The following is a 17,274-nucleotide window of genomic DNA, read 5'->3' on the forward strand; positions in this document are numbered from 1 at the left end:
CGCTCCCACATTGGTTTTGTGTCGTACACACAATTTGTGTTCAACACAGATCCCCTGTGGGAGCGAGCCTGCTCGCGATGGCGTCTGAGCCAGCACCGCTGACTTCAGTACTTATCGAGCGTGCGCAGCTTCTGCGGCAACCCCCACATCAGCAACGCCACCGCGATCAACGCGCAGACCCCGATGACATACAGCGCTGGTGTGGTGCTGCCGGTCAGGTCCTTGATCCGGCCGACCATGACCGGGCTGACAATCCCGCCGAACTGGCCCAGGGTGTTGATCACCGCTATCCCGCCGGCAGCGCCTGCCCCGGCGCCGGCCAACAGTTTTGGCGGCAAGGTCCAGAAGCTCGGGATGGAGGCGATGATCCCGGCGCCGAGCAAGCCCAGCGCGACAATCAGGAAGGTCGTGTGGTTGGCGAAGATCCCTGCACAGAAGAACCCGACGGCGCCCACCGCGACCAGACCGGCGACGAACTTGCGGCGCTCGCCCGTGGAGTCGGACAACCGGCCGATCACCACCATGCTGATGGCACCGCAAATGTACGGGATGGCCGTCAGCAGACCGATCATCACCGGGCTTTCGGTGCCGGCACTGCGGATCAATTGCGGGGCCCAGAAATTCAAGCCGTAGGACGCCACCTGAATCAGGAAATAGATCAGCCCCAGTGTAAGGAAACCCGGAATCCGCAGCGCCGCGAGCAGCGAGCCGCCGCTCTTGTGCGGTTCATGATGGGCGATGCGGCTGGCCAGCAGGGTTTTCTCCGACGGTGTCAGCCAATGGGCGTCCTCGATGCGGTCCTTGAGCAACGTCAGCACCAGCAAACCGAGGCCGATGCACGGCACGCCACCGAGCAGAAACAGCCAGTGCCAGCCGCGCATGTCCATCACGCCGTCGAGGTGTTGCAGCACCATGCCGGAGAACGGTGCGCCCACCAGCCCTGCAAACGCCGACGACAGGAACAGCATCGAAGTGATCCGCCCGCGATAGTGCTGCGGAAACCACAGCGTCAGGTAATACAGCACCCCCGGCGCAAACCCGGCTTCCATTGCGCCGATCACAAAGCGCAGCGCGTAGAACTGCCATTCGCTGTTGACGAAGACCATGGCGGCGGTGGCCAGGCCCCAGGACATCATGATCCGGGCGATCCAGCGCCGTGCGCCGACCTTGTAGAGCATCATGTTGCTCGGCACTTCGAACAGCACATAACCGACCACGAACAGCCCGGCACCGAGGCCGTACGCGGTGTCGCTCAGGCTCAGGTCGGTCTGGAGCTGGAACTTGGCGAAGCTGATGTTGATGCGGTCGAAAAATGCGAACAGGTAGCAGACCATGATCAGCGGCATCAGGCGCCAGGCGACCTTGCTGACCAGGGCTTTTTCCTGATCGTGGCTTACGGACGGGCTCGCGCCCGCCTCCATTACGTTAAGGCTCATGCTGTTTCTCCAGGCGGACTGCCCGTGGGTGTCCGATTGTTTTTGTTGTCTGGTTGGTCGACGTTTTCTGTAGGAGCGAGCTTGCTCGCGATGAACGGGAGGGCAACGCGTTTAATCAGGAAACACGCGTTATCGTTAACCTCCATCGCGAGCAAGCTCGCTCCTACAGGGGATGGGTGTCAGGTGGGGATCGGGTGCAGGTCGCAATTACGGCCAGCCTTGGCCAGTTGGCCGGGGACTTCGTGGCCGAGCAATGCGGGCAGCGCTCTCGACATTGTCAGCAGCAGCGGCAGGTCGATGCCGGTAGGAATGCCGATTTCATCGCACAGATTGACCAGGTCTTCGGTGCAGATATTGCCCGAGGCACCCGGCGCGAACGGGCAACCGCCCAGGCCACCCAGCGCCGCATCAAAACGTCGGGCCCCGGCCTCGTAGGCCGCGAGCACGTTGCACAAACCGAGGCCGCGGGTGTTGTGGAAATGCAGGGTCAAATCCGCCGGAGCAACCCGCTGCAGCACTCGCCGCACCAGCCGATCCACTTGCCGCGGATTGGCCATGCCGGTGGTGTCGGCCAGGGTGATGCCCTGGATGCCGAGTTCCTGATACGCCTCGACGATCTGCAGCACGCGGTCTTCATCGATGCTGCCTTCAAACGGGCAACCGAAGGTGGTGGCGATGCTGCCGTTGAGTCGCACTTGAGTGTCGTCCACGTAGTGCACGATCTCGCCGAACGCGGCCAACGAGGCTTCGCACCGCATGCGCATGTTGGCCAGGTTGTGCGTCTGGCTGGCGGACATCACCAGGTTCAGCTCATCCGCACCACTCGCCAACGCCCGTTGCGCGCCTTTCAGATTGGGGATCAACGCCACATAGATCACCCCTGGTTGCCGGGTGATGCCTTTGAACACCGACTCGCCATCACGCAGCGCCGGAATCGCCTTGGGCGACACGAATGAACCGGCTTCGATGCGGCTGAAACCGGCCAGGGACAACTGATCGATCAAGGCAATCTTGTCGACGGTCTCAACCCAGGTCGGCTCGATCTGCAAGCCGTCGCGCGGCGAGACTTCCTGAACGATCAGGGTCTGGGAAAAATCAGTGATCATTGCACCACCCCTTGAGCTTTCAATCGTTCGATGTCCGAGCCCGTCAGGCCCAGCCCCGCAAGAATGCCGTCGGTATGCTGGCCAAGGCTTGGGCCCGACCAATTCACGCCGCCGGGGGTTTCGGAAAGTTTGGGCACGATGCCCGGCATCTTCACTTGAGCGCCGCCGGGCAGGTCGGCGCTGAGCAGCATGTCCCGCGCCTGATAATGTGGATCGGCCACGATGTCGGCCACCGAATAGATGCGCCCGGCCGGGACTTCGGCGGCTTCCAGCGCTGACAGCACGGCGTCGATCGGCAAGCTGCTGGTCCAGTGAGTGATCGCCGCGTCGAGCACATTGCTTTTCAATGCGCGGCCGTCGTTATGGGCAAACTCCGGCGCTTCGGCCAGGTCGTTGCGACCGATAACGGCCATCAGGCGCTTGTAGATCGGATCACTGTTGCCGGCGATCACCACGTAGGCGCCATCCGCCGTCAAGTAGGTGTTGGACGGCGCGATCCCCGGCAAGGCACCGCCGCTGCGTTCGCGCACATGACCCAGCATGTCGTATTCCGGCACCAGGCTTTCCATGACGTTGAACACACTTTCGGCCAGCGACACATCCACCACTTGTCCGCCGCCCTGCCCGGTCTTGACCCGCAGCAACGACATCAAGGCGCCGATCACGGCGTGCAGCGACGCCAGCGAATCGCCAAGGCTGACCCCGACCCGCGCCGGTGGCGAACCCGGCGTGCCGGTGGTGTAGCGAATTCCGCCCATGGCCTCGCCGATGGCACCGAAACCCGGTCGGTCGCGGTACGGGCCGGTCTGGCCGTAACCGGAAATCCGTACCAGCGTCAGGTTGGGGTTGAGTGCGTGCAACACGTCCCAACCCAGGCCCAGTTTTTCCAGAGCGCCGGGGCGCAGGTTTTCGATCAACACGTCGGCGCTGGTCGCCAGTTGCTTGACCAGTTCAATGCCTTCGGCGGATTTGAGATTGAGGGCCAGAGACTTCTTGTTGCGCGATTGCAGGTACCACCACAGCGAGGTGCCTTCGTGCAGTTTGCGCCATTTGCGCAGGGGGTCGCCCTGGCCCATGGCTTCGATCTTGATCACTTCGGCGCCGAATTCGGCCAGCATGCGCGCGGCAAACGGCGCGGCGATCAGCGTGCCGATCTCGATCACCTTGATGGCACTCAGGGGGGCAGTCATCGCGGGGTACCTCTTGTTCTTGGAATATGGGGCCAAGGCTAGAGGAGCGATGGGGCAGGAATCCAACCGTCAGTTGGCAAGGAGCGTTCGCCAAATGCGAACGCTCGATGTGAGAATTGCGGTGTTCTCAGGTCAGTCATCGCGAGCAGGCTCGCTCCCACAGGGGTTTTGTGCACGCCGCAGATCCAATGTGGGAGTGAGCCTGCTCGCGATGAGGCCGGAACATCCAATCGAGATTAATCAGACCGCCCCACGCAGCTGCTCAAACAACATCCGGCTCACCGGCGACAACCCCGCCTCGTCCCGCACCACAATGATCAACGCCCGATCCGACCAGTCATCGGTCAACGGCACGGCGTGCAACCCCAGTGCCCGGCCAAACAATTCATAGGCTTTTTGCGGCAATATCCCGATGCCCATGTTGGCCTGAACCATCCGGCACATCGCGTCAAATCCCGGCACATGAATCCGCAAGCGCAACACTTTACCGGCCTGGCGGGCGGCCGCATGCGTGCGCATGTTGATCGAACTGGCCGCGTGCAGGCCGACGTAGTCGCTGTCCAGCGTGTCGGCGAACGCCAGGGTCGAGCGACTGGCCAACGGATGATGGGCGGGCATCAACACCACCAGTTTGTCTTGCCGATACAGCACGCTGTGCAAACCTTTGACGTCGCTGTCACGGGAGCAGATGCCGAGGTCGGCCACGCCATCCAGCACGCCTTGGATCACCCCGCTGCTGGGACGTTCTTCGAGGTCGGTCTTGACCTGAGGATGACGCTCGGAAAAATCGCGCAGGTCTTCCGGCAGGAACTGGATGATCGCCGACAGGTTGGCGAGCATCCGCACGTAACCGCGCACACCGTGGCTGTGCTCGCCCAGTTCCAGGCCCATTTTCTCGACGTTGAACAGCATCTGCCGGGCGTGGTGCAGCAGGGTTTCCCCGGCCGGCGTCAGCGTCATGCCCTTGGCCTGACGCACAAACAGGCTGATGCCCAGCGCTTCCTCCAGCTCCATCAAGCGCTTGCTGGCCGCCGACACGGCGATCGCCTCGCGGGTGGCGGCGCGGGTCAGCGTGCCTTCCTCGTGGACGGCGACGAACAGTTGCAGGGTGATCAGGTCGAGGCGGCGAATCAGGCTTCTTTGCAGCATCAGGGACTCGGCGACAGTGGCTCGGACGAAGCCACAGCATAACGTCCTTCGTCCGCGACGTGCGGCTTGGGAGAGTCAGTGGAAAAACCAGCGGCCCGGTCGTGATAAAGTCGCCGCCCATCAGCCCCTTTGCTTTGAGACGACCACCGCAATGACCGATTTCCAGGATGTTGACGCCGAACTTGAAGACTGGAACGCCTTGCGCGCCGACGCCTCGATCAGCGGCCTGCTGGTGGGCAACGGCGCCAGCCGTGCGGTATGGGACGATTTCGGTTACGACTCGCTGTTTGAAAACGCCCGCACCGTCGAAGAAAAACCCCTGAGTCAGTCCGAACTCAGCGTGTTCGACGCGATGCAGACGCGCAGCTTCGAGCAGGTGCTCAGCGCGCTGAAAACCACCAGCCGGGTCAACAAGGCGCTGGCCGTCAGCTCCGCCGCCCCGCGCAATCGCTACTACGCGATCAAGGAAGCCCTGATCAACACCGTCCACGCGGTGCATATCCCGTGGCGGCTGGTCGTGCCGTCGACACTGGCGACGATCAATCAGGAACTGGGCCGCTATCGGACGGTGTTTACCACCAACTATGACTTGCTCAACTACTGGGCCATCCAGCATCAGCCCGATGCGATCAGCGACCTGTTCCAGGGCACCGAACCCGGTTTCGACCTGAGCGCCACGGCGACCGATAAAACCCGTTTGCTGTACCTGCACGGCGGCTTGCATCTGGTGCGCAATCAGGACGGCACGGCGCGCAAACTGATGTCGACCGAGGGCACGTTGCTCGGCAGTTTCGCGATCAACAATACGATCAAGACCCTGGACGACGTGCCGCTGTTCGTGAACGAAGGGCCCAGCGCTGACAAGCTCAAGACCATTCGCAGCTCGGATTATCTGTCGTTCTGTTATGACCAGTTGCTGGGGCATGGCGAGGGCTTGTGCATCTTTGGGCATGCGCTGGGTGAGCAGGACAGCCACATCATTCATGCGTTACGCCAGGCGAAACCGACGGTGGTGGCGATCTCGATTAACCCGCGCAGCAAGGCATTTATCCAGCATCAGAAGCGGCATTACGCGAAGGTGTTCGAGGGGACGGGGTCAGCGCTGCGGTTTTTTGATTCGAAGACGCATGCGCTGGGCAGTCCGAAGCTGACGGTGCCGGTCGAGGTTTAGTAGCTGGGCGGCTGACGCCACCGCGAACCTGCTCGCGATGGCGTATCAGGCAACAGCGATGCTCAAAGTACCGGTAAGGTCTTGTCCTTGATCACCTTCGTCGGGCCGTTGGCCTTGACGCTGGCGATGCCTTTGTCCATCGCGGCGGGGGTGGCGTACGACTCGCTGCTGCCGATGATTTCGTGATTGCCGGCCTTGAGATTGAAGTAAGGATGGCCATCCTTGGTGGTTTTCTTCTCGTAGCGCTCGTCCAGCGGGCTATTGCTTTGGACCGACGCAATGCCTTTGTCGGCAGCGGCGCGGGTGGTGTACAGCTCGCTGGTCAGAATGGTTTCGGCGTTGGCGGCCTTCAGCACAAACCTGAACTGGCCGCTGCTGCTTTTGCTGACTTCGTACCATCCGGACATGCTTGTTCTCCTGGGAGATTGAGAGGTTTCGCGCTTCAGAGTAAAGACCAAGCCGGGTTTTCTGTCGCCTGTACCGGCCCCTTCGCGGGCAAGCCTCGCTCCTACAGGTTCGGCGTGATCCCTGTGGGAGCGGGCTTGCCCGCGAAAGCGGTCGACGCGGTCCGGCCTACTTCACCACCGCCCGCACCACCGACAACTCCGGAGCAGCCACCCGCCGCTGACTCAGGTACCGCGTACAACTCACTCGCAAAAACGAGGCGAAATTGACCACCTCGCCGCGATAGTCCATCACCTCTTCATACAGCTTGGCGATCAACTGGTTGGTGGTCATGCCGTCGACCTCGGCGATTTCGCTGAGGATGTCCCAGAACTGATTCTCCAGCCGCAGGGTGGTGACCACCCCGCAGATGCGCAGCGAGCGGGAGCGCGATTCGTAGAGAATCGGATCGGCTTTGACATAGAGCTCGCACATGGGAGCGTTCCTCGTTACAGCGTGATTTTGGTGCCCAGCAACCCGAGGAAACCCGCCAGCCAGCTCGGGTGTGCCGGCCAGGCCGGCGCAGTGGCCAGATTGCCTTGGACGTGACCTTCAGTCACCGGAATATCGATGAACGTGCCGCCCGCCAGGCGCACTTCCGGGGCGCAGGCCGGGTAAGCGCTGCACTCGCGACCTTCAAGAACGCCGGCGGCCGCCAGCAGTTGCGCACCGTGGCATACCGCGGCGATCGGTTTGCCGGCCTTGTCGAAGGCTCGCACCAGTTCCAGGACTTTTTCGTTCAGGCGCAGGTATTCCGGCGCACGACCGCCGGGGATCAGCAGCGCATCGTAGTCGGCTTCAGCGACCTTGGCGAAATCGAAGTTCAGGGCAAACAGATGGCCGGGTTTTTCGCTGTAGGTCTGGTCGCCTTCGAAGTCATGGATCGCCGTGCGCACTGTCTGGCCGGCCGCTTTGTCCGGGCACACCGCGTGTACGGTGTGACCGACCATCAACAGCGCCTGGAACGGGACCATCACTTCGTAGTCTTCGACGTAATCGCCGACCAGCATCAGGATTTTCTTGGCAGCCATGGGGAGGACTCCTCTGGGAGATGTGCAGGAGTATTCAAGGTAGTCCTTATCCGTGGGGGTGGGTAATAACCAGCTACTACCGGCAACGCCAGTTGTTCTGGCTTTTGTGGCGAGGGAGCTTGCTCCCGCTGGGCTGCGCAGCGGCCCCCTGCATTCTTGCCACAGAATCAGGTTTGCAGGTTTTACGACGGCTGCGCAGCCGAGCGGGAGCAAGCCCCCTCACCACAGGGATTGCGCCCAACTGTACGGATAATTCTGTGCCCAGCTGTAAGCGCCAAAAACAGTGGTTTATGGCTAGATGAATGCACTTCCCATCACCCACGTTTCTGGTCTCTCATCATGTCCTCCCGCGAAAACACCGGCATGGCCCTCGGCCTGATCGGCGTTGTGATTTTCAGCCTCACCCTGCCCTTCACGCGGATTGTCGTGCAGGAACTCCACCCGTTACTTAACGGCCTCGGCCGAGCGCTGTTCGCGGCGATTCCGGCGGCGTTGCTGTTGCTGTGGCGTCGGGAAAAATGGCCGACCTGGAAACAGGTCAAAGGCCTGACGCTGGTGATTGCCGGGGTCATCCTCGGTTTCCCGGTGCTCTCGGCCTGGGCCATGCAAACCTTGCCGGCGTCCCACGGCGCGTTGGTCAACGGTTTACAGCCGCTGTGCGTCGCGCTGTACGCCGCATGGCTGTCCCATGAACGACCGTCGAAAGCGTTCTGGGCCTGCGCCGCCCTGGGCAGTGCGCTGGTGCTCGGGTATGCGCTGATCAGCGGTGCCGGCAGCATTCAGGCCGGTGATTTGCTGATGCTCGGCGCGATTGCGGTGGGTGGTCTGGGGTATGCCGAGGGCGGCCGGTTGGCCAAGGAGATGGGTGGCTGGCAGGTGATCTGCTGGGCGCTGGTGTTATCGACGCCGCTGTTGATCGGGCCGGTGGTGTATCTGGCGTTGCAGCATCAGGGCGAAATTTCGGCCAAGACCTGGTGGGCGTTCGGTTATGTCTCGCTGTTTTCGCAGTTCATCGGGTTCTTTGCCTGGTACGCCGGGCTGGCCATGGGCGGCATTGCCCGGGTCAGTCAGATCCAGCTGCTGCAGATTTTCTTCACCATCGCGTTCTCGGCGTTGTTCTTTGGGGAACACATCGAGCCGATTACCTGGCTGTTTGCTGCCGGGGTGATCGTCACCGTGATGCTGGGCCGCAAAACGGCGGTTAAACCCGCAAGGATTGCCACTGCTTAACCCTGTGCTCCTACAGCGAAGGCGTCCTCAAAATCGCCTTCGCCAGCAAGCTGTGCTCCTACAGGTCGGTGGGGTTCAGAGGTAGCCGTCGGCCCGCAGCAGGGTTTCGAGGCAGTGTTCGGTGATCTGGTAAAAATCCTTCAGTTCCTGAATCTTCACCAACAACTGGGCCGGGTCCACCGGCTCGGCGCGTTTGACCGCCAGGATCATCTTGTTCTTGTTGGTGTGGTCCAGTGAGATGAACTCGAAGACCTTGGTTTCATAACCGCACGCTTCAAGGAACAGCGCTCGCAAACTGTCGGTGACCATTTCCGCTTGCTGCCCCAGGTGCAAACCGTATTGCAGCATGGGCTTGAGCAGCGCCGGGCTCTGGATTTGCAGGCGGATCTGCTTGTGGCAGCACGGCGAGCACATGATGATCGATGCGCCGGAGCGGATGCCGGTGTGAATCGCATAATCCGTAGCGATGTCGCAGGCGTGCAGCGCGATCATCACATCCAGCTCGCTCGGCGCCACGCTGCGCACGTCACCGCACTTGAACACCAGCCCCGGGTGCTCAAGCTTCGCCGCGGCGCTGTTGCACAGATTGACCATTTCTTCACGCAGCTCCACGCCCGTCACCACGCCTTCGGCGTTCAGCGTGTTGCGCAAGTAGTCGTGGATCGCGAACGTCAGGTAACCCTTGCCCGACCCGAAGTCGGCCACTTGCACCGGCTTGTCCAGTGCCAGCGGCGAGGTGGTCAGCGCGTGGCTGAACACTTCGATGAACTTGTTGATCTGCTTCCACTTGCGCGACATCGCCGGGATCAGCTCGTGCTTGCTGTTGGTCACGCCAAGGTCGGCGAGGAACGGTCGGCTGAGGTCGAGGAAGCGGTTTTTTTCGCGATTGTGCTCGGCGGACGGCACTTCACGCAATTGCTGAGGTTTGCTCTTGAACAGCGAAGACTTGCCCTTTTTGCTGTATTCGAGCTGGGCTTCGTCGGTCAACGACAACAAATGCGCATTTTTAAACGATGCAGGCAACAACGCAGCGATAGTCGCCACGCCCTCGGCCAGCGGCAGGTTCTTGGTGATGTCGCGGGTTTTGTAGCGGTAGACGAAGGACAGACATTGCTGCCCTTTCACGGCCACCGATTTGATGATGATCCGCTGCAGGTCCGCTTCGTCGCCGACGTACTTGGCCATCACCAGTTTAATGAAGGCGTTTTGATCGAGGCTGGTTTGCAGCAGGTCGATAAACTGGGCGTGATGATCCGGCGCGGGGCTGGCAGGAGTAGCGGTGACAGACATGTAAAAACGGCCTCGGCGGTGCGGATCAGGGAATGCCGGGTATTTTAGGGGGGATAGGGGTTTTGGGCACGGGGTTATTTCGTGGCAGGCCCCGATACGCGGATCAGGGCCGGAATGGCTTTGTTCTTGAACGATCAGGGCTCCACCAACCGAAGCTTGCGATTGCTTGGCGAGTTGATGATGTATTTGACGATCAATCCCACCGGCACCGCCCAGGTCAGGCCGTTGGCGGGGTCCGTGACCACGGCGACGGTTTCGGAGCTCGCGGCGATATCCAGGCGTCGGCGATCATTGCTGGACTTTAGAACCCCGTAGGCGTGGCTGACCAGTTTCTCCGCCTGGTGCAGGGGTACATCCACGCAGGCCAAATGTTTCACTGCTCGACAGAACAGCACCTGGTCATCGATCAGCCCTTCGCTTTCATGCCGGGCCAGAAAGGCCTGAGCGATAGCCAACAGCTCCTCGTTCAACTCTGCGTTTTCATCGACCACGTCCATATTCACATCTCCTGTGGGGCATCGACCGATAATTCGCTAACGGCAACAGGTCGCGCGGCGCGCCGTAAATCCGGCCCGGCGCACGGCAGATGGACTGCAGGGTTGGGCATTCCGCTGGGTGAAAGTTCGTGAGTCATTTCGAACTCGGCCCGGACCGACCAGCCACACGCCTCGGACGTGCATTGCAGATAGGCGACCCGCAGGAATATATGACGCCCCTCGCTGGTCCGGATTCGCATCCGGCTCAAGCAATGCGGGCACACCATTTTGTAAGTGCTCATGCTTGATTCCCCGCGGCCATCTGGTGGCAATCAGCTTGATCAAACGCAATACTGCTTGAAACATTGATTGCGACGGTCCGGTCTCGCGAAAAGTGCTTGCCAGACCCAAGGAAGTGCAACGGGCAGATTTGTAGTAAATACGAACCAAGCTCGTAGGAAATCACCCTGCTACCATTAGGAAGTTTCGACATCGTATTCTTCTGATTCATAGTTGATGACTGATTACTTGCAAGAACAAAAATACTCATTACGCATACGTTATGCACTCAAAAAGCATATGTCAAAAGGAAGAGGCTCAAATTGCGTAGCAAAAAATCACAAAATGTTTTGGCGCGACTAAAACAGATTACCGGAACAAAAACCGATGCCTCCCTATCCTCAGCGCTCAACATCAGCCCGCAAACACTCAGCAGCTGGAAGGGCCGCGACAGCACACCTTATTCAATATGCGTAGAAATTGCCCAAACTCGCGGCATCTCTCTCGATTGGTTGCTACTGGGTGAAGGACCGATGCTGCGCCTCGCACACACTGAGTCGCCCCAGGAAAGTACGACACGGGAAAACACAATGCTTGCTTCATGGCGATTGCTCGACGAAAACGACCGCTGCGCCATAGAAAACGCACTGGAAGAAAAGCGACGGCTGCGCGATCTGGAACTCAAACTTTCGGAAATGGCTTCTCTTCTTTCATCGCTTCAACCTGCCGACGAAACTTGAATTAAAAGCAATTCAACATTCATTGTTTCAAAGTGCGCCACAACACCATGATCTTCCCGCCACTGCGCAGAATCACTGCACATGCCCATACACTTATGATCGTGTGCCAGGGACTTACCGGTACAAATGCCAGCAATACATCCAGCCCGGCAATACACAACACCCCACCGAAAAGACTGGTCAACAACCCGTCGCGCCAAGATTGACTTTTTTCATCACGTTGATAGCACGCGAGCCTGAAAGCACTGAGTAAATGCGCAAGGCCGGTGACAAGAATCAGAACGACCATTGCATTGCCCATCACCCCTTTCCCCTGAAGTGCCGGACGATTTCGCCGAGGCCGGCACCATCGATCCATTGCATGATCTTGATACTGATGGGAATCACGATCAGCGCACAGAAGAACGCCGTCACACCGTTGGTCAGGAAAGGCGCCAACGGCAGCGCGACGGGCGTGAACAGGTAGCCAACTCCGGCCGACAGCAGCCAGGACCCTATTCGCTGCCAGGCCTTGAAATTGCTGCGGGTGGTGGTCACCAGCCACGCCCCCAGCGCGGCGCCGAACAGCGCCTCGCCATCGATTGCAGGCAGCGTCGCGAGACCTAGGCCGAGCAAAAGCCCGCTGATACTGTTGTAGGCCGAATCAGTCAGGTTCATGAGCACCTCGCACACCCGCCTCGCCAACGCTGATGGCACCCGACTCGATGGCTTTGAGCAACGCCGCACTGCGTGAACTGACGGCAAACTTGCGGCGAATATTGGTGAAGTGGAAGTTGACCGTGGATTCCGAACAATTCTGAATCCGTGCGATCTCCCAGGATGTCTTGCCTTTGAAAAACCAGATTAAGGCTTGCGTCTCCTTCGCGGTCAGCTGCGCTGGCGACGAGTTTCCATCGCCCTCGGGTGCTGTACCGGATAAAGAATCACGCGGTTGATGCGCAGGCATAAAAAATCCCTCTACGTCAGAACGCCAGTCACTGAGCGCTAGCTGTTAGAGAGGGATGTTGAAGCGAAGAACGGCACCGGACAACACACCGCCGTTGTACGGCGGCGTGCCACAAAACACTCTGGATCGCGGGTTAGCCGAGCACCACCAACCGGTTCGGCAGCTCATTGCGCACATGGGTGACGGGCACATGCACCTTGAGCAGTTCGCCGCAGGCCTCGACGCAGTTGACGAAGCCCTGCAACGTTTGCCCTTGGCGTACTTGCCGCGTGAACTCGGCAACAATCACGTCCCAGTTCTTATTGTCCAGACGGCTGGAAATCCCCTCATCCACGAGAATTTCCACGTAACGCTCGGCCTCGGATACGAAAATCAGCACGCCAGTGCTGCCGACGGTGTGGTGCAGGTTTTGCTCGAGGAACTGCCGGCGCGCCAGGTTCGAGGCGCGCCAGTGACGGACCGAGCGCGGGATCAGGTGCGTGGTGATTTTTGGTAACCGGAACGCCAGGCAAAGGACGATGAAGCTCACCCACTGCACCAGTAACAGGCTGTGCATTGTCAGCCAGCCGGTCAGGTAATGCACGATACCGGGCACCACCAACGCCAGCAGGCTGGCCCATAGCAGCGGAATGTACGCATAGTCGTCGGCGCGGGCCGCGAGCACGGTCACCAGTTCGGCGTCGGTGTCGCGCTCGACCCGGGCGATTGCCTCGGCGACTTTGCGTTGTTCGTGTTCAGTCAGTAATGCCATGTTTAAAAGTGCTCAACTATTATTGTTTTCACCAGCCGCCCGACGAACCGCCGCCCCCGAAACTGCCTCCGCCGCCGCTGAAGCCCCCGCCTCCACCGCCGCCACCAAAACCACCGCCGCCGAAACCACCACTCGAACCGCCCGAGCCGCCCCGGCCCGCCGGCAGAATACCGAGCATCTGCAACACAAACACCGTCAGGATGAACAACAGCACCAGGAACACAAACACCCCGGGATGCCGCGAAACGAAGTCGCTCTCCTGGTTGCCGCCGGAGTCATACACCGTCGACGGTTCATCCAGTGGGCTGCCACCCAACACCACCAGCATGGCCGCGACCCCGTCGCTGATGCCTTTGCTGAAGTTGCCGGTCTTGAACGCAGGCGTGATCACCTGATTGATGATCACCGAACTTTGCGCATCGGTCAGCCGGTCTTCCAGGCCATACCCGACCTCAATCCGCAGCTTGCGCTCGTCACGCGCGACGATCAGCAGCGCGCCGTTGTTCTTGTCCTTCTGCCCGATGCCCCAATAGCGCCCCAGCTGATAGCCGAAGTCCGCGATATCGGTGCCCTGCAAATCCGGCAATGTGACCACCACCAACTGCTCGCCGCTGGCTTTTTCATGGGCCTGCAGCTGTTGTGTCAGCTGCTCGCGCACGGCGGGCTCGATCATCTGGGCGTTATCCACCACCCGCCCGTTCAGTTGCGGAAACTTCAGCTCGGCCTGGGCCGCCAGGGCAAACACCCACAACAACAGCACCAGGCCCACTTTCAACACGCGCATTGGCAACCTCATCCGTGGTGATGCGTTCAGCCGGTCAGAACTTCACTTGCGGCGCTTTATCCGCGTCCGGCGTGGTCGCTTCGAAGGTTTCGCGGATCGGCAAATCGCTGTACATCACGCTGTGCCAGAGGCGACCAGGGAACGTCCGGATCTCGGTGTTGTATTTCTGCACCGCGAGGATGAAGTCACGGCGCGCCACGGCGATACGGTTCTCGGTGCCTTCGAGTTGCGATTGCAAGGCCAGGAAATTCTGGTTGGCCTTGAGGTCCGGGTAACGCTCGGACACCACCATCAAACGGCTCAAGGCACCGGTCAGCTGATCCTGGGCCTGCTGGAACTGTTTGAGTTTTTCCGGGTTATCCAGGGTCTTGGCATCCACCTGGATCGAGGTCGCCTTGGCCCGGGCTTCGATCACCGCTGTCAGGGTTTCTTCTTCGTGCCTGGCGTAGCCCTTGACGGTTTCCACCAGGTTGGGAATCAAGTCGGCGCGGCGCTGGTACTGGTTCTGCACCTGGCCCCAGGCTGCCTTGGCCTGTTCATCGAGGGTCGGGATCGTGTTGATGCCGCAACCGGCCAGCAACGTCGTCAGCAACATCAAGGCCGCGACGTGCAGGCTCGACCGATAGTGGTGTCGTACATTCATCTGGTTGACGCTCCCTTGCACATTCCGTTGAAAAAACAACCGGCGAACTATGAACACGGCTCTTGGGGCATAATCGGCGCCGCCACTGGATTGCAGCGTGCCGATGGGCTAAAAGATGCCCCCAGTACAAAAAATGGTTCGCGAGTTTGCTGCATTTACCTGAACAACAATAGTCGCTCCCTAAATTTTGGCTGACCGGCGCGTCATCCCTGCCGTTTAGGCCTTTGAGAAAACTATTCATGAAGAAGCTGTGTTTGCTGGGCCTGTTCGTCAGCCTGGCCAGTCATAACGTATTGGCCGCCACGACGCCCGCACCTCTGGAGAACAAGGACGCCTTCATCAGCAACCTGATGAAGCAAATGACCCTCGATGAAAAAATCGGCCAGTTGCGCCTGATCAGCATCGGCCCGGAAATGCCTCGGGAGCTGATCCGCAAGGAAATCGCGGCCGGCAACATCGGCGGTACGTTCAACTCGATCACCCGCCCGGAAAACCGTCCGATGCAGGACGCGGCCATGCGCAGCCGGTTGAAGATCCCGATGTTCTTCGCCTATGACGTGATCCACGGCCACCGCACCATTTTCCCGATCCCGCTGGCCCTGGCTTCGAGCTGGGACATGGACGCCATCGGCCTGTCCGGGCGCATCGCCGCCAAGGAAGCCGCGTCCGACAGCCTCGACATCACCTTCGCGCCGATGGTCGACATTTCCCGCGACCCACGTTGGGGCCGCACTTCCGAAGGCTTCGGCGAGGACACGTACCTGGTGTCGCGGATTGCCGGCGTCATGGTCCGGGCCTTCCAGGGCACTGGCGCAAACGCGGCCGACAGCATCATGGCCAGCGTCAAGCACTTCGCCCTGTACGGCGCGGTCGAGGGTGGCCGCGACTACAACGTGGTCGACATGAGCCCGGTCAAGATGTACCAGGACTACCTGCCGCCGTACCGCGCCGCCATCGATGCCGGCGCCGGCGGGGTCATGGTCGCGTTGAACTCGATCAACGGCGTGCCGGCCACCGCCAACACCTGGCTGATGAACGACCTGTTGCGCAAGGAATGGGGTTTCAAGGGCCTGGCCGTCAGCGACCACGGGGCGATTTTCGAGCTGATCAAGCACGGCGTGGCCGCAGACGGTCGCGAAGCCGCGAAGCTGGCGATCAAGGCCGGCATCGACATGAGCATGAACGACACCCTGTACGGCAAAGAGCTGCCGGGGCTGTTGAAGGCCGGCGAGATCGAGCAGAGCGACATCGACAACGCCGTGCGTGAAGTGCTCGCCGCCAAGTACGACATGGGCCTGTTCAAGGACCCGTACCTGCGCATCGGCAAGGCTGAAGATGATCCGGCCGACACCTACGCCGACAGCCGCCTGCACCGCGCCGAGGCCCGCGACGTCGCGCGCCGCAGCCTGGTGTTGCTGAAGAACCAGGGCGAAACCCTGCCACTGAAGAAGACCGCGAAAATCGCCTTGGTCGGCCCGCTGGCCAAGGCCCCGATCGACATGATGGGCAGTTGGGCCGCTGCCGGCAAACCGGCACAATCGGTGACCCTGTTCGACGGCATGAATGCCGCCGTGGCCGACAAGGCAACACTGATCTACGCCCGTGGCGCCAACATCACCAGCGACAAGAAGGTGCTCGATTACCTGAACTTCCTCAACTTCGACGCCCCGGAAGTGGTGGACGATCCGCGTTCCGCTCAAGTGTTGATCGACGAAGCGGTGCAAGCGGCCAAGGACGCCGATGTCGTGGTCGCTGCAGTGGGCGAGTCCCGTGGCATGTCCCACGAATCGTCGAGCCGTACCGACATCAACATCCCGGCTAACCAGCGCGAGCTGATCAAAGCCTTGAAAGCCACCGGCAAACCGCTGGTGCTGGTGTTGATGAACGGCCGTCCGCTGTCGATCCTCGAAGAGAAGGATCAGGCTGACGCGATCCTGGAAACCTGGTTCAGCGGCACTGAAGGCGGCAACGCCATCGCTGACGTATTGTTCGGCGACTACAACCCGTCGGGCAAACTGCCGATCACCTTCCCGCGTTCGGTGGGTCAGATTCCGACCTACTACAACCACCTGAGCATTGGCCGGCCGTTCACGCCGGGCAAACCGGGCAACTACACCTCGCAGTATTTCGATGACACCACAGGCCCCCTGTTCCCGTTCGGTTTCGGCTTGAGCTACACCGACTTCAGCCTGACCGACATGGCCCTGTCGTCGACCACCCTGAACAAGACCGGCAAGCTCGACGCCAGCGTGATGGTGAAAAACACCGGCAAGCGTGACGGCGAAACCGTGGTGCAGTTGTACCTCCAGGACGTGACCGGCTCGATGATCCGGCCGCTCAAGGAACTGAAGAACTTCCAGAAAATCATGCTCAAGGCTGGCGAACAGAAAGTCGTGCACTTCACCATCACCGAGGATGACCTGAAGTTCTACAACACGCAGCTCAAGTACGTGGCGGAACCGGGCAAGTTCAACGTGCAGATCGGCCTGGATTCACAGGACGTGACGCAGCAGAGCTTCGAACTGCTATAACCCCGCAAACACCACAAAACCCTGTAGGAGCGAGCTTGCTCGCGATGGTGTGTCAGCCAACGTTAATGTTGGCTGAC

General features: G+C 60.4%; 20 protein-coding genes. 4 read left to right on the top strand and 16 right to left on the bottom strand.

From position 1 onward, the window contains the following. Positions 1–104: 104 nt before the first annotated feature. The 4 genes from EJA72_RS14720 to EJA72_RS14735 form a co-directional block, all read right to left on the bottom strand. Positions 105–1,436: an MFS transporter gene (locus tag EJA72_RS14720; RefSeq protein WP_157712155.1), complete on the bottom strand. Its 1,332-nt coding sequence runs from the start codon at positions 1,434–1,436 to the stop codon at positions 105–107. Between the two features lie 179 nt (positions 1,437–1,615). Then, positions 1,616–2,542, bottom strand: a complete 927-nt coding sequence (locus EJA72_RS14725; RefSeq protein WP_157712156.1) for a hydroxymethylglutaryl-CoA lyase — start codon at positions 2,540–2,542, stop codon at positions 1,616–1,618. Then, the gene (locus EJA72_RS14730; protein ID WP_157712157.1) at positions 2,539–3,732 is read right to left on the bottom strand and encodes a CaiB/BaiF CoA-transferase family protein; all 1,194 of its coding nucleotides are present in this window, start codon (positions 3,730–3,732) and stop codon (positions 2,539–2,541) included. Before EJA72_RS14730 ends, EJA72_RS14725 begins: the two co-directional genes overlap by 4 nt. Before the next feature lie 240 nt (positions 3,733–3,972). Then, entirely contained in the window at positions 3,973–4,881 is a 909-nt protein-coding gene (locus tag EJA72_RS14735) for a LysR family transcriptional regulator (RefSeq protein WP_157712158.1), read from the bottom strand. 151 nt (positions 4,882–5,032) lie between these two features. Here EJA72_RS14735 and EJA72_RS14740 point away from each other — a divergent pair, with 151 nt between their 5' ends. Next, on the top strand, positions 5,033–6,052 hold the full coding sequence (locus EJA72_RS14740; protein ID WP_157712159.1) for a DUF4917 family protein: 1,020 nt from the start codon (positions 5,033–5,035) through the stop codon (positions 6,050–6,052). A 62-nt stretch (positions 6,053–6,114) separates the two neighbouring features. On the opposite strand, the gene EJA72_RS14745 is transcribed toward EJA72_RS14740, so the two are convergent. The 3 genes from EJA72_RS14745 to EJA72_RS14755 form a co-directional block, all read right to left on the bottom strand. Further along, complete coding sequence (locus EJA72_RS14745; protein WP_157712160.1) at positions 6,115–6,459, bottom strand: YegP family protein; 345 nt, start codon at positions 6,457–6,459, stop codon at positions 6,115–6,117. A 166-nt stretch (positions 6,460–6,625) separates the two neighbouring features. Then, positions 6,626–6,931, bottom strand: coding sequence for a ribbon-helix-helix domain-containing protein (locus tag EJA72_RS14750; RefSeq protein ID WP_137804664.1), 306 nt, complete (start codon positions 6,929–6,931; stop codon positions 6,626–6,628). 14 nt (positions 6,932–6,945) lie between these two features. Further along, entirely contained in the window at positions 6,946–7,527 is a 582-nt protein-coding gene (locus EJA72_RS14755) for a DJ-1/PfpI family protein (protein ID WP_157712161.1), read from the bottom strand. A gap of 339 nt (positions 7,528–7,866) precedes the next feature. On the opposite strand from EJA72_RS14755, the gene EJA72_RS14760 reads away from it, so the two are divergent. After that, positions 7,867–8,757 (top strand): DMT family transporter, encoded by an 891-nt coding sequence (locus EJA72_RS14760; RefSeq protein ID WP_157712162.1) that lies wholly within the window; start codon positions 7,867–7,869, stop codon positions 8,755–8,757. Between the two features lie 75 nt (positions 8,758–8,832). Here the strand turns inward: EJA72_RS14760 and EJA72_RS14765 are convergent, their stop codons facing one another. From EJA72_RS14765 to EJA72_RS14775, 3 genes are all read right to left on the bottom strand, one after another. Next, on the bottom strand, positions 8,833–10,047 hold the full coding sequence (locus EJA72_RS14765) for an SAM-dependent methyltransferase (protein ID WP_157712163.1): 1,215 nt from the start codon (positions 10,045–10,047) through the stop codon (positions 8,833–8,835). 134 nt (positions 10,048–10,181) lie between these two features. Then, entirely contained in the window at positions 10,182–10,544 is a 363-nt protein-coding gene (locus EJA72_RS14770; RefSeq protein WP_157712164.1) for a hypothetical protein, read from the bottom strand. Between the two features lie 2 nt (positions 10,545–10,546). Continuing rightward, the gene (locus tag EJA72_RS14775) at positions 10,547–10,825 is read right to left on the bottom strand and encodes an ogr/Delta-like zinc finger family protein (protein WP_157712165.1); all 279 of its coding nucleotides are present in this window, start codon (positions 10,823–10,825) and stop codon (positions 10,547–10,549) included. A gap of 300 nt (positions 10,826–11,125) precedes the next feature. Here EJA72_RS14775 and EJA72_RS14780 point away from each other — a divergent pair, with 300 nt between their 5' ends. Further along, the gene (locus EJA72_RS14780; RefSeq protein ID WP_157712166.1) at positions 11,126–11,542 is read left to right on the top strand and encodes a helix-turn-helix domain-containing protein; all 417 of its coding nucleotides are present in this window, start codon (positions 11,126–11,128) and stop codon (positions 11,540–11,542) included. 19 nt (positions 11,543–11,561) lie between these two features. Here the strand turns inward: EJA72_RS14780 and EJA72_RS14785 are convergent, their stop codons facing one another. From EJA72_RS14785 to EJA72_RS14810, 6 genes are all read right to left on the bottom strand, one after another. Then, positions 11,562–11,843 carry a phage holin family protein gene (locus EJA72_RS14785; RefSeq protein ID WP_157712167.1) on the bottom strand — a complete coding sequence of 94 codons (282 nt, stop codon included), beginning with the start codon at positions 11,841–11,843 and terminating at the stop codon, positions 11,562–11,564. Continuing rightward, positions 11,843–12,199 (bottom strand): putative holin, encoded by a 357-nt coding sequence (locus tag EJA72_RS14790; protein WP_157712168.1) that lies wholly within the window; start codon positions 12,197–12,199, stop codon positions 11,843–11,845. Before EJA72_RS14790 ends, EJA72_RS14785 begins: the two co-directional genes overlap by 1 nt. Then, positions 12,186–12,488 carry a helix-turn-helix domain-containing protein gene (locus EJA72_RS14795; protein ID WP_157712169.1) on the bottom strand — a complete coding sequence of 101 codons (303 nt, stop codon included), beginning with the start codon at positions 12,486–12,488 and terminating at the stop codon, positions 12,186–12,188. The genes EJA72_RS14790 and EJA72_RS14795 overlap by 14 nt, the downstream gene beginning before the upstream one ends. Before the next feature lie 133 nt (positions 12,489–12,621). Further along, the gene (locus EJA72_RS14800; RefSeq protein ID WP_157712170.1) at positions 12,622–13,239 is read right to left on the bottom strand and encodes a TPM domain-containing protein; all 618 of its coding nucleotides are present in this window, start codon (positions 13,237–13,239) and stop codon (positions 12,622–12,624) included. A 28-nt stretch (positions 13,240–13,267) separates the two neighbouring features. Then, positions 13,268–14,023 carry a YgcG family protein gene (locus EJA72_RS14805; protein ID WP_157712171.1) on the bottom strand — a complete coding sequence of 252 codons (756 nt, stop codon included), beginning with the start codon at positions 14,021–14,023 and terminating at the stop codon, positions 13,268–13,270. Positions 14,024–14,057: 34 nt separating this feature from the next. Further along, the gene (locus EJA72_RS14810) at positions 14,058–14,666 is read right to left on the bottom strand and encodes a LemA family protein (protein ID WP_157712172.1); all 609 of its coding nucleotides are present in this window, start codon (positions 14,664–14,666) and stop codon (positions 14,058–14,060) included. A 239-nt stretch (positions 14,667–14,905) separates the two neighbouring features. On the opposite strand from EJA72_RS14810, the gene bglX reads away from it, so the two are divergent. Then, positions 14,906–17,197, top strand: coding sequence for a beta-glucosidase BglX (bglX, locus tag EJA72_RS14815; protein ID WP_157712173.1), 2,292 nt, complete (start codon positions 14,906–14,908; stop codon positions 17,195–17,197). The last annotated feature ends 77 nt before the right edge of the window (positions 17,198–17,274 follow it).

It is taken from the genome of Pseudomonas sp. PB120 (assembly GCF_009761815.1).
Taxonomy (GTDB): domain Bacteria; phylum Pseudomonadota; class Gammaproteobacteria; order Pseudomonadales; family Pseudomonadaceae; genus Aquipseudomonas.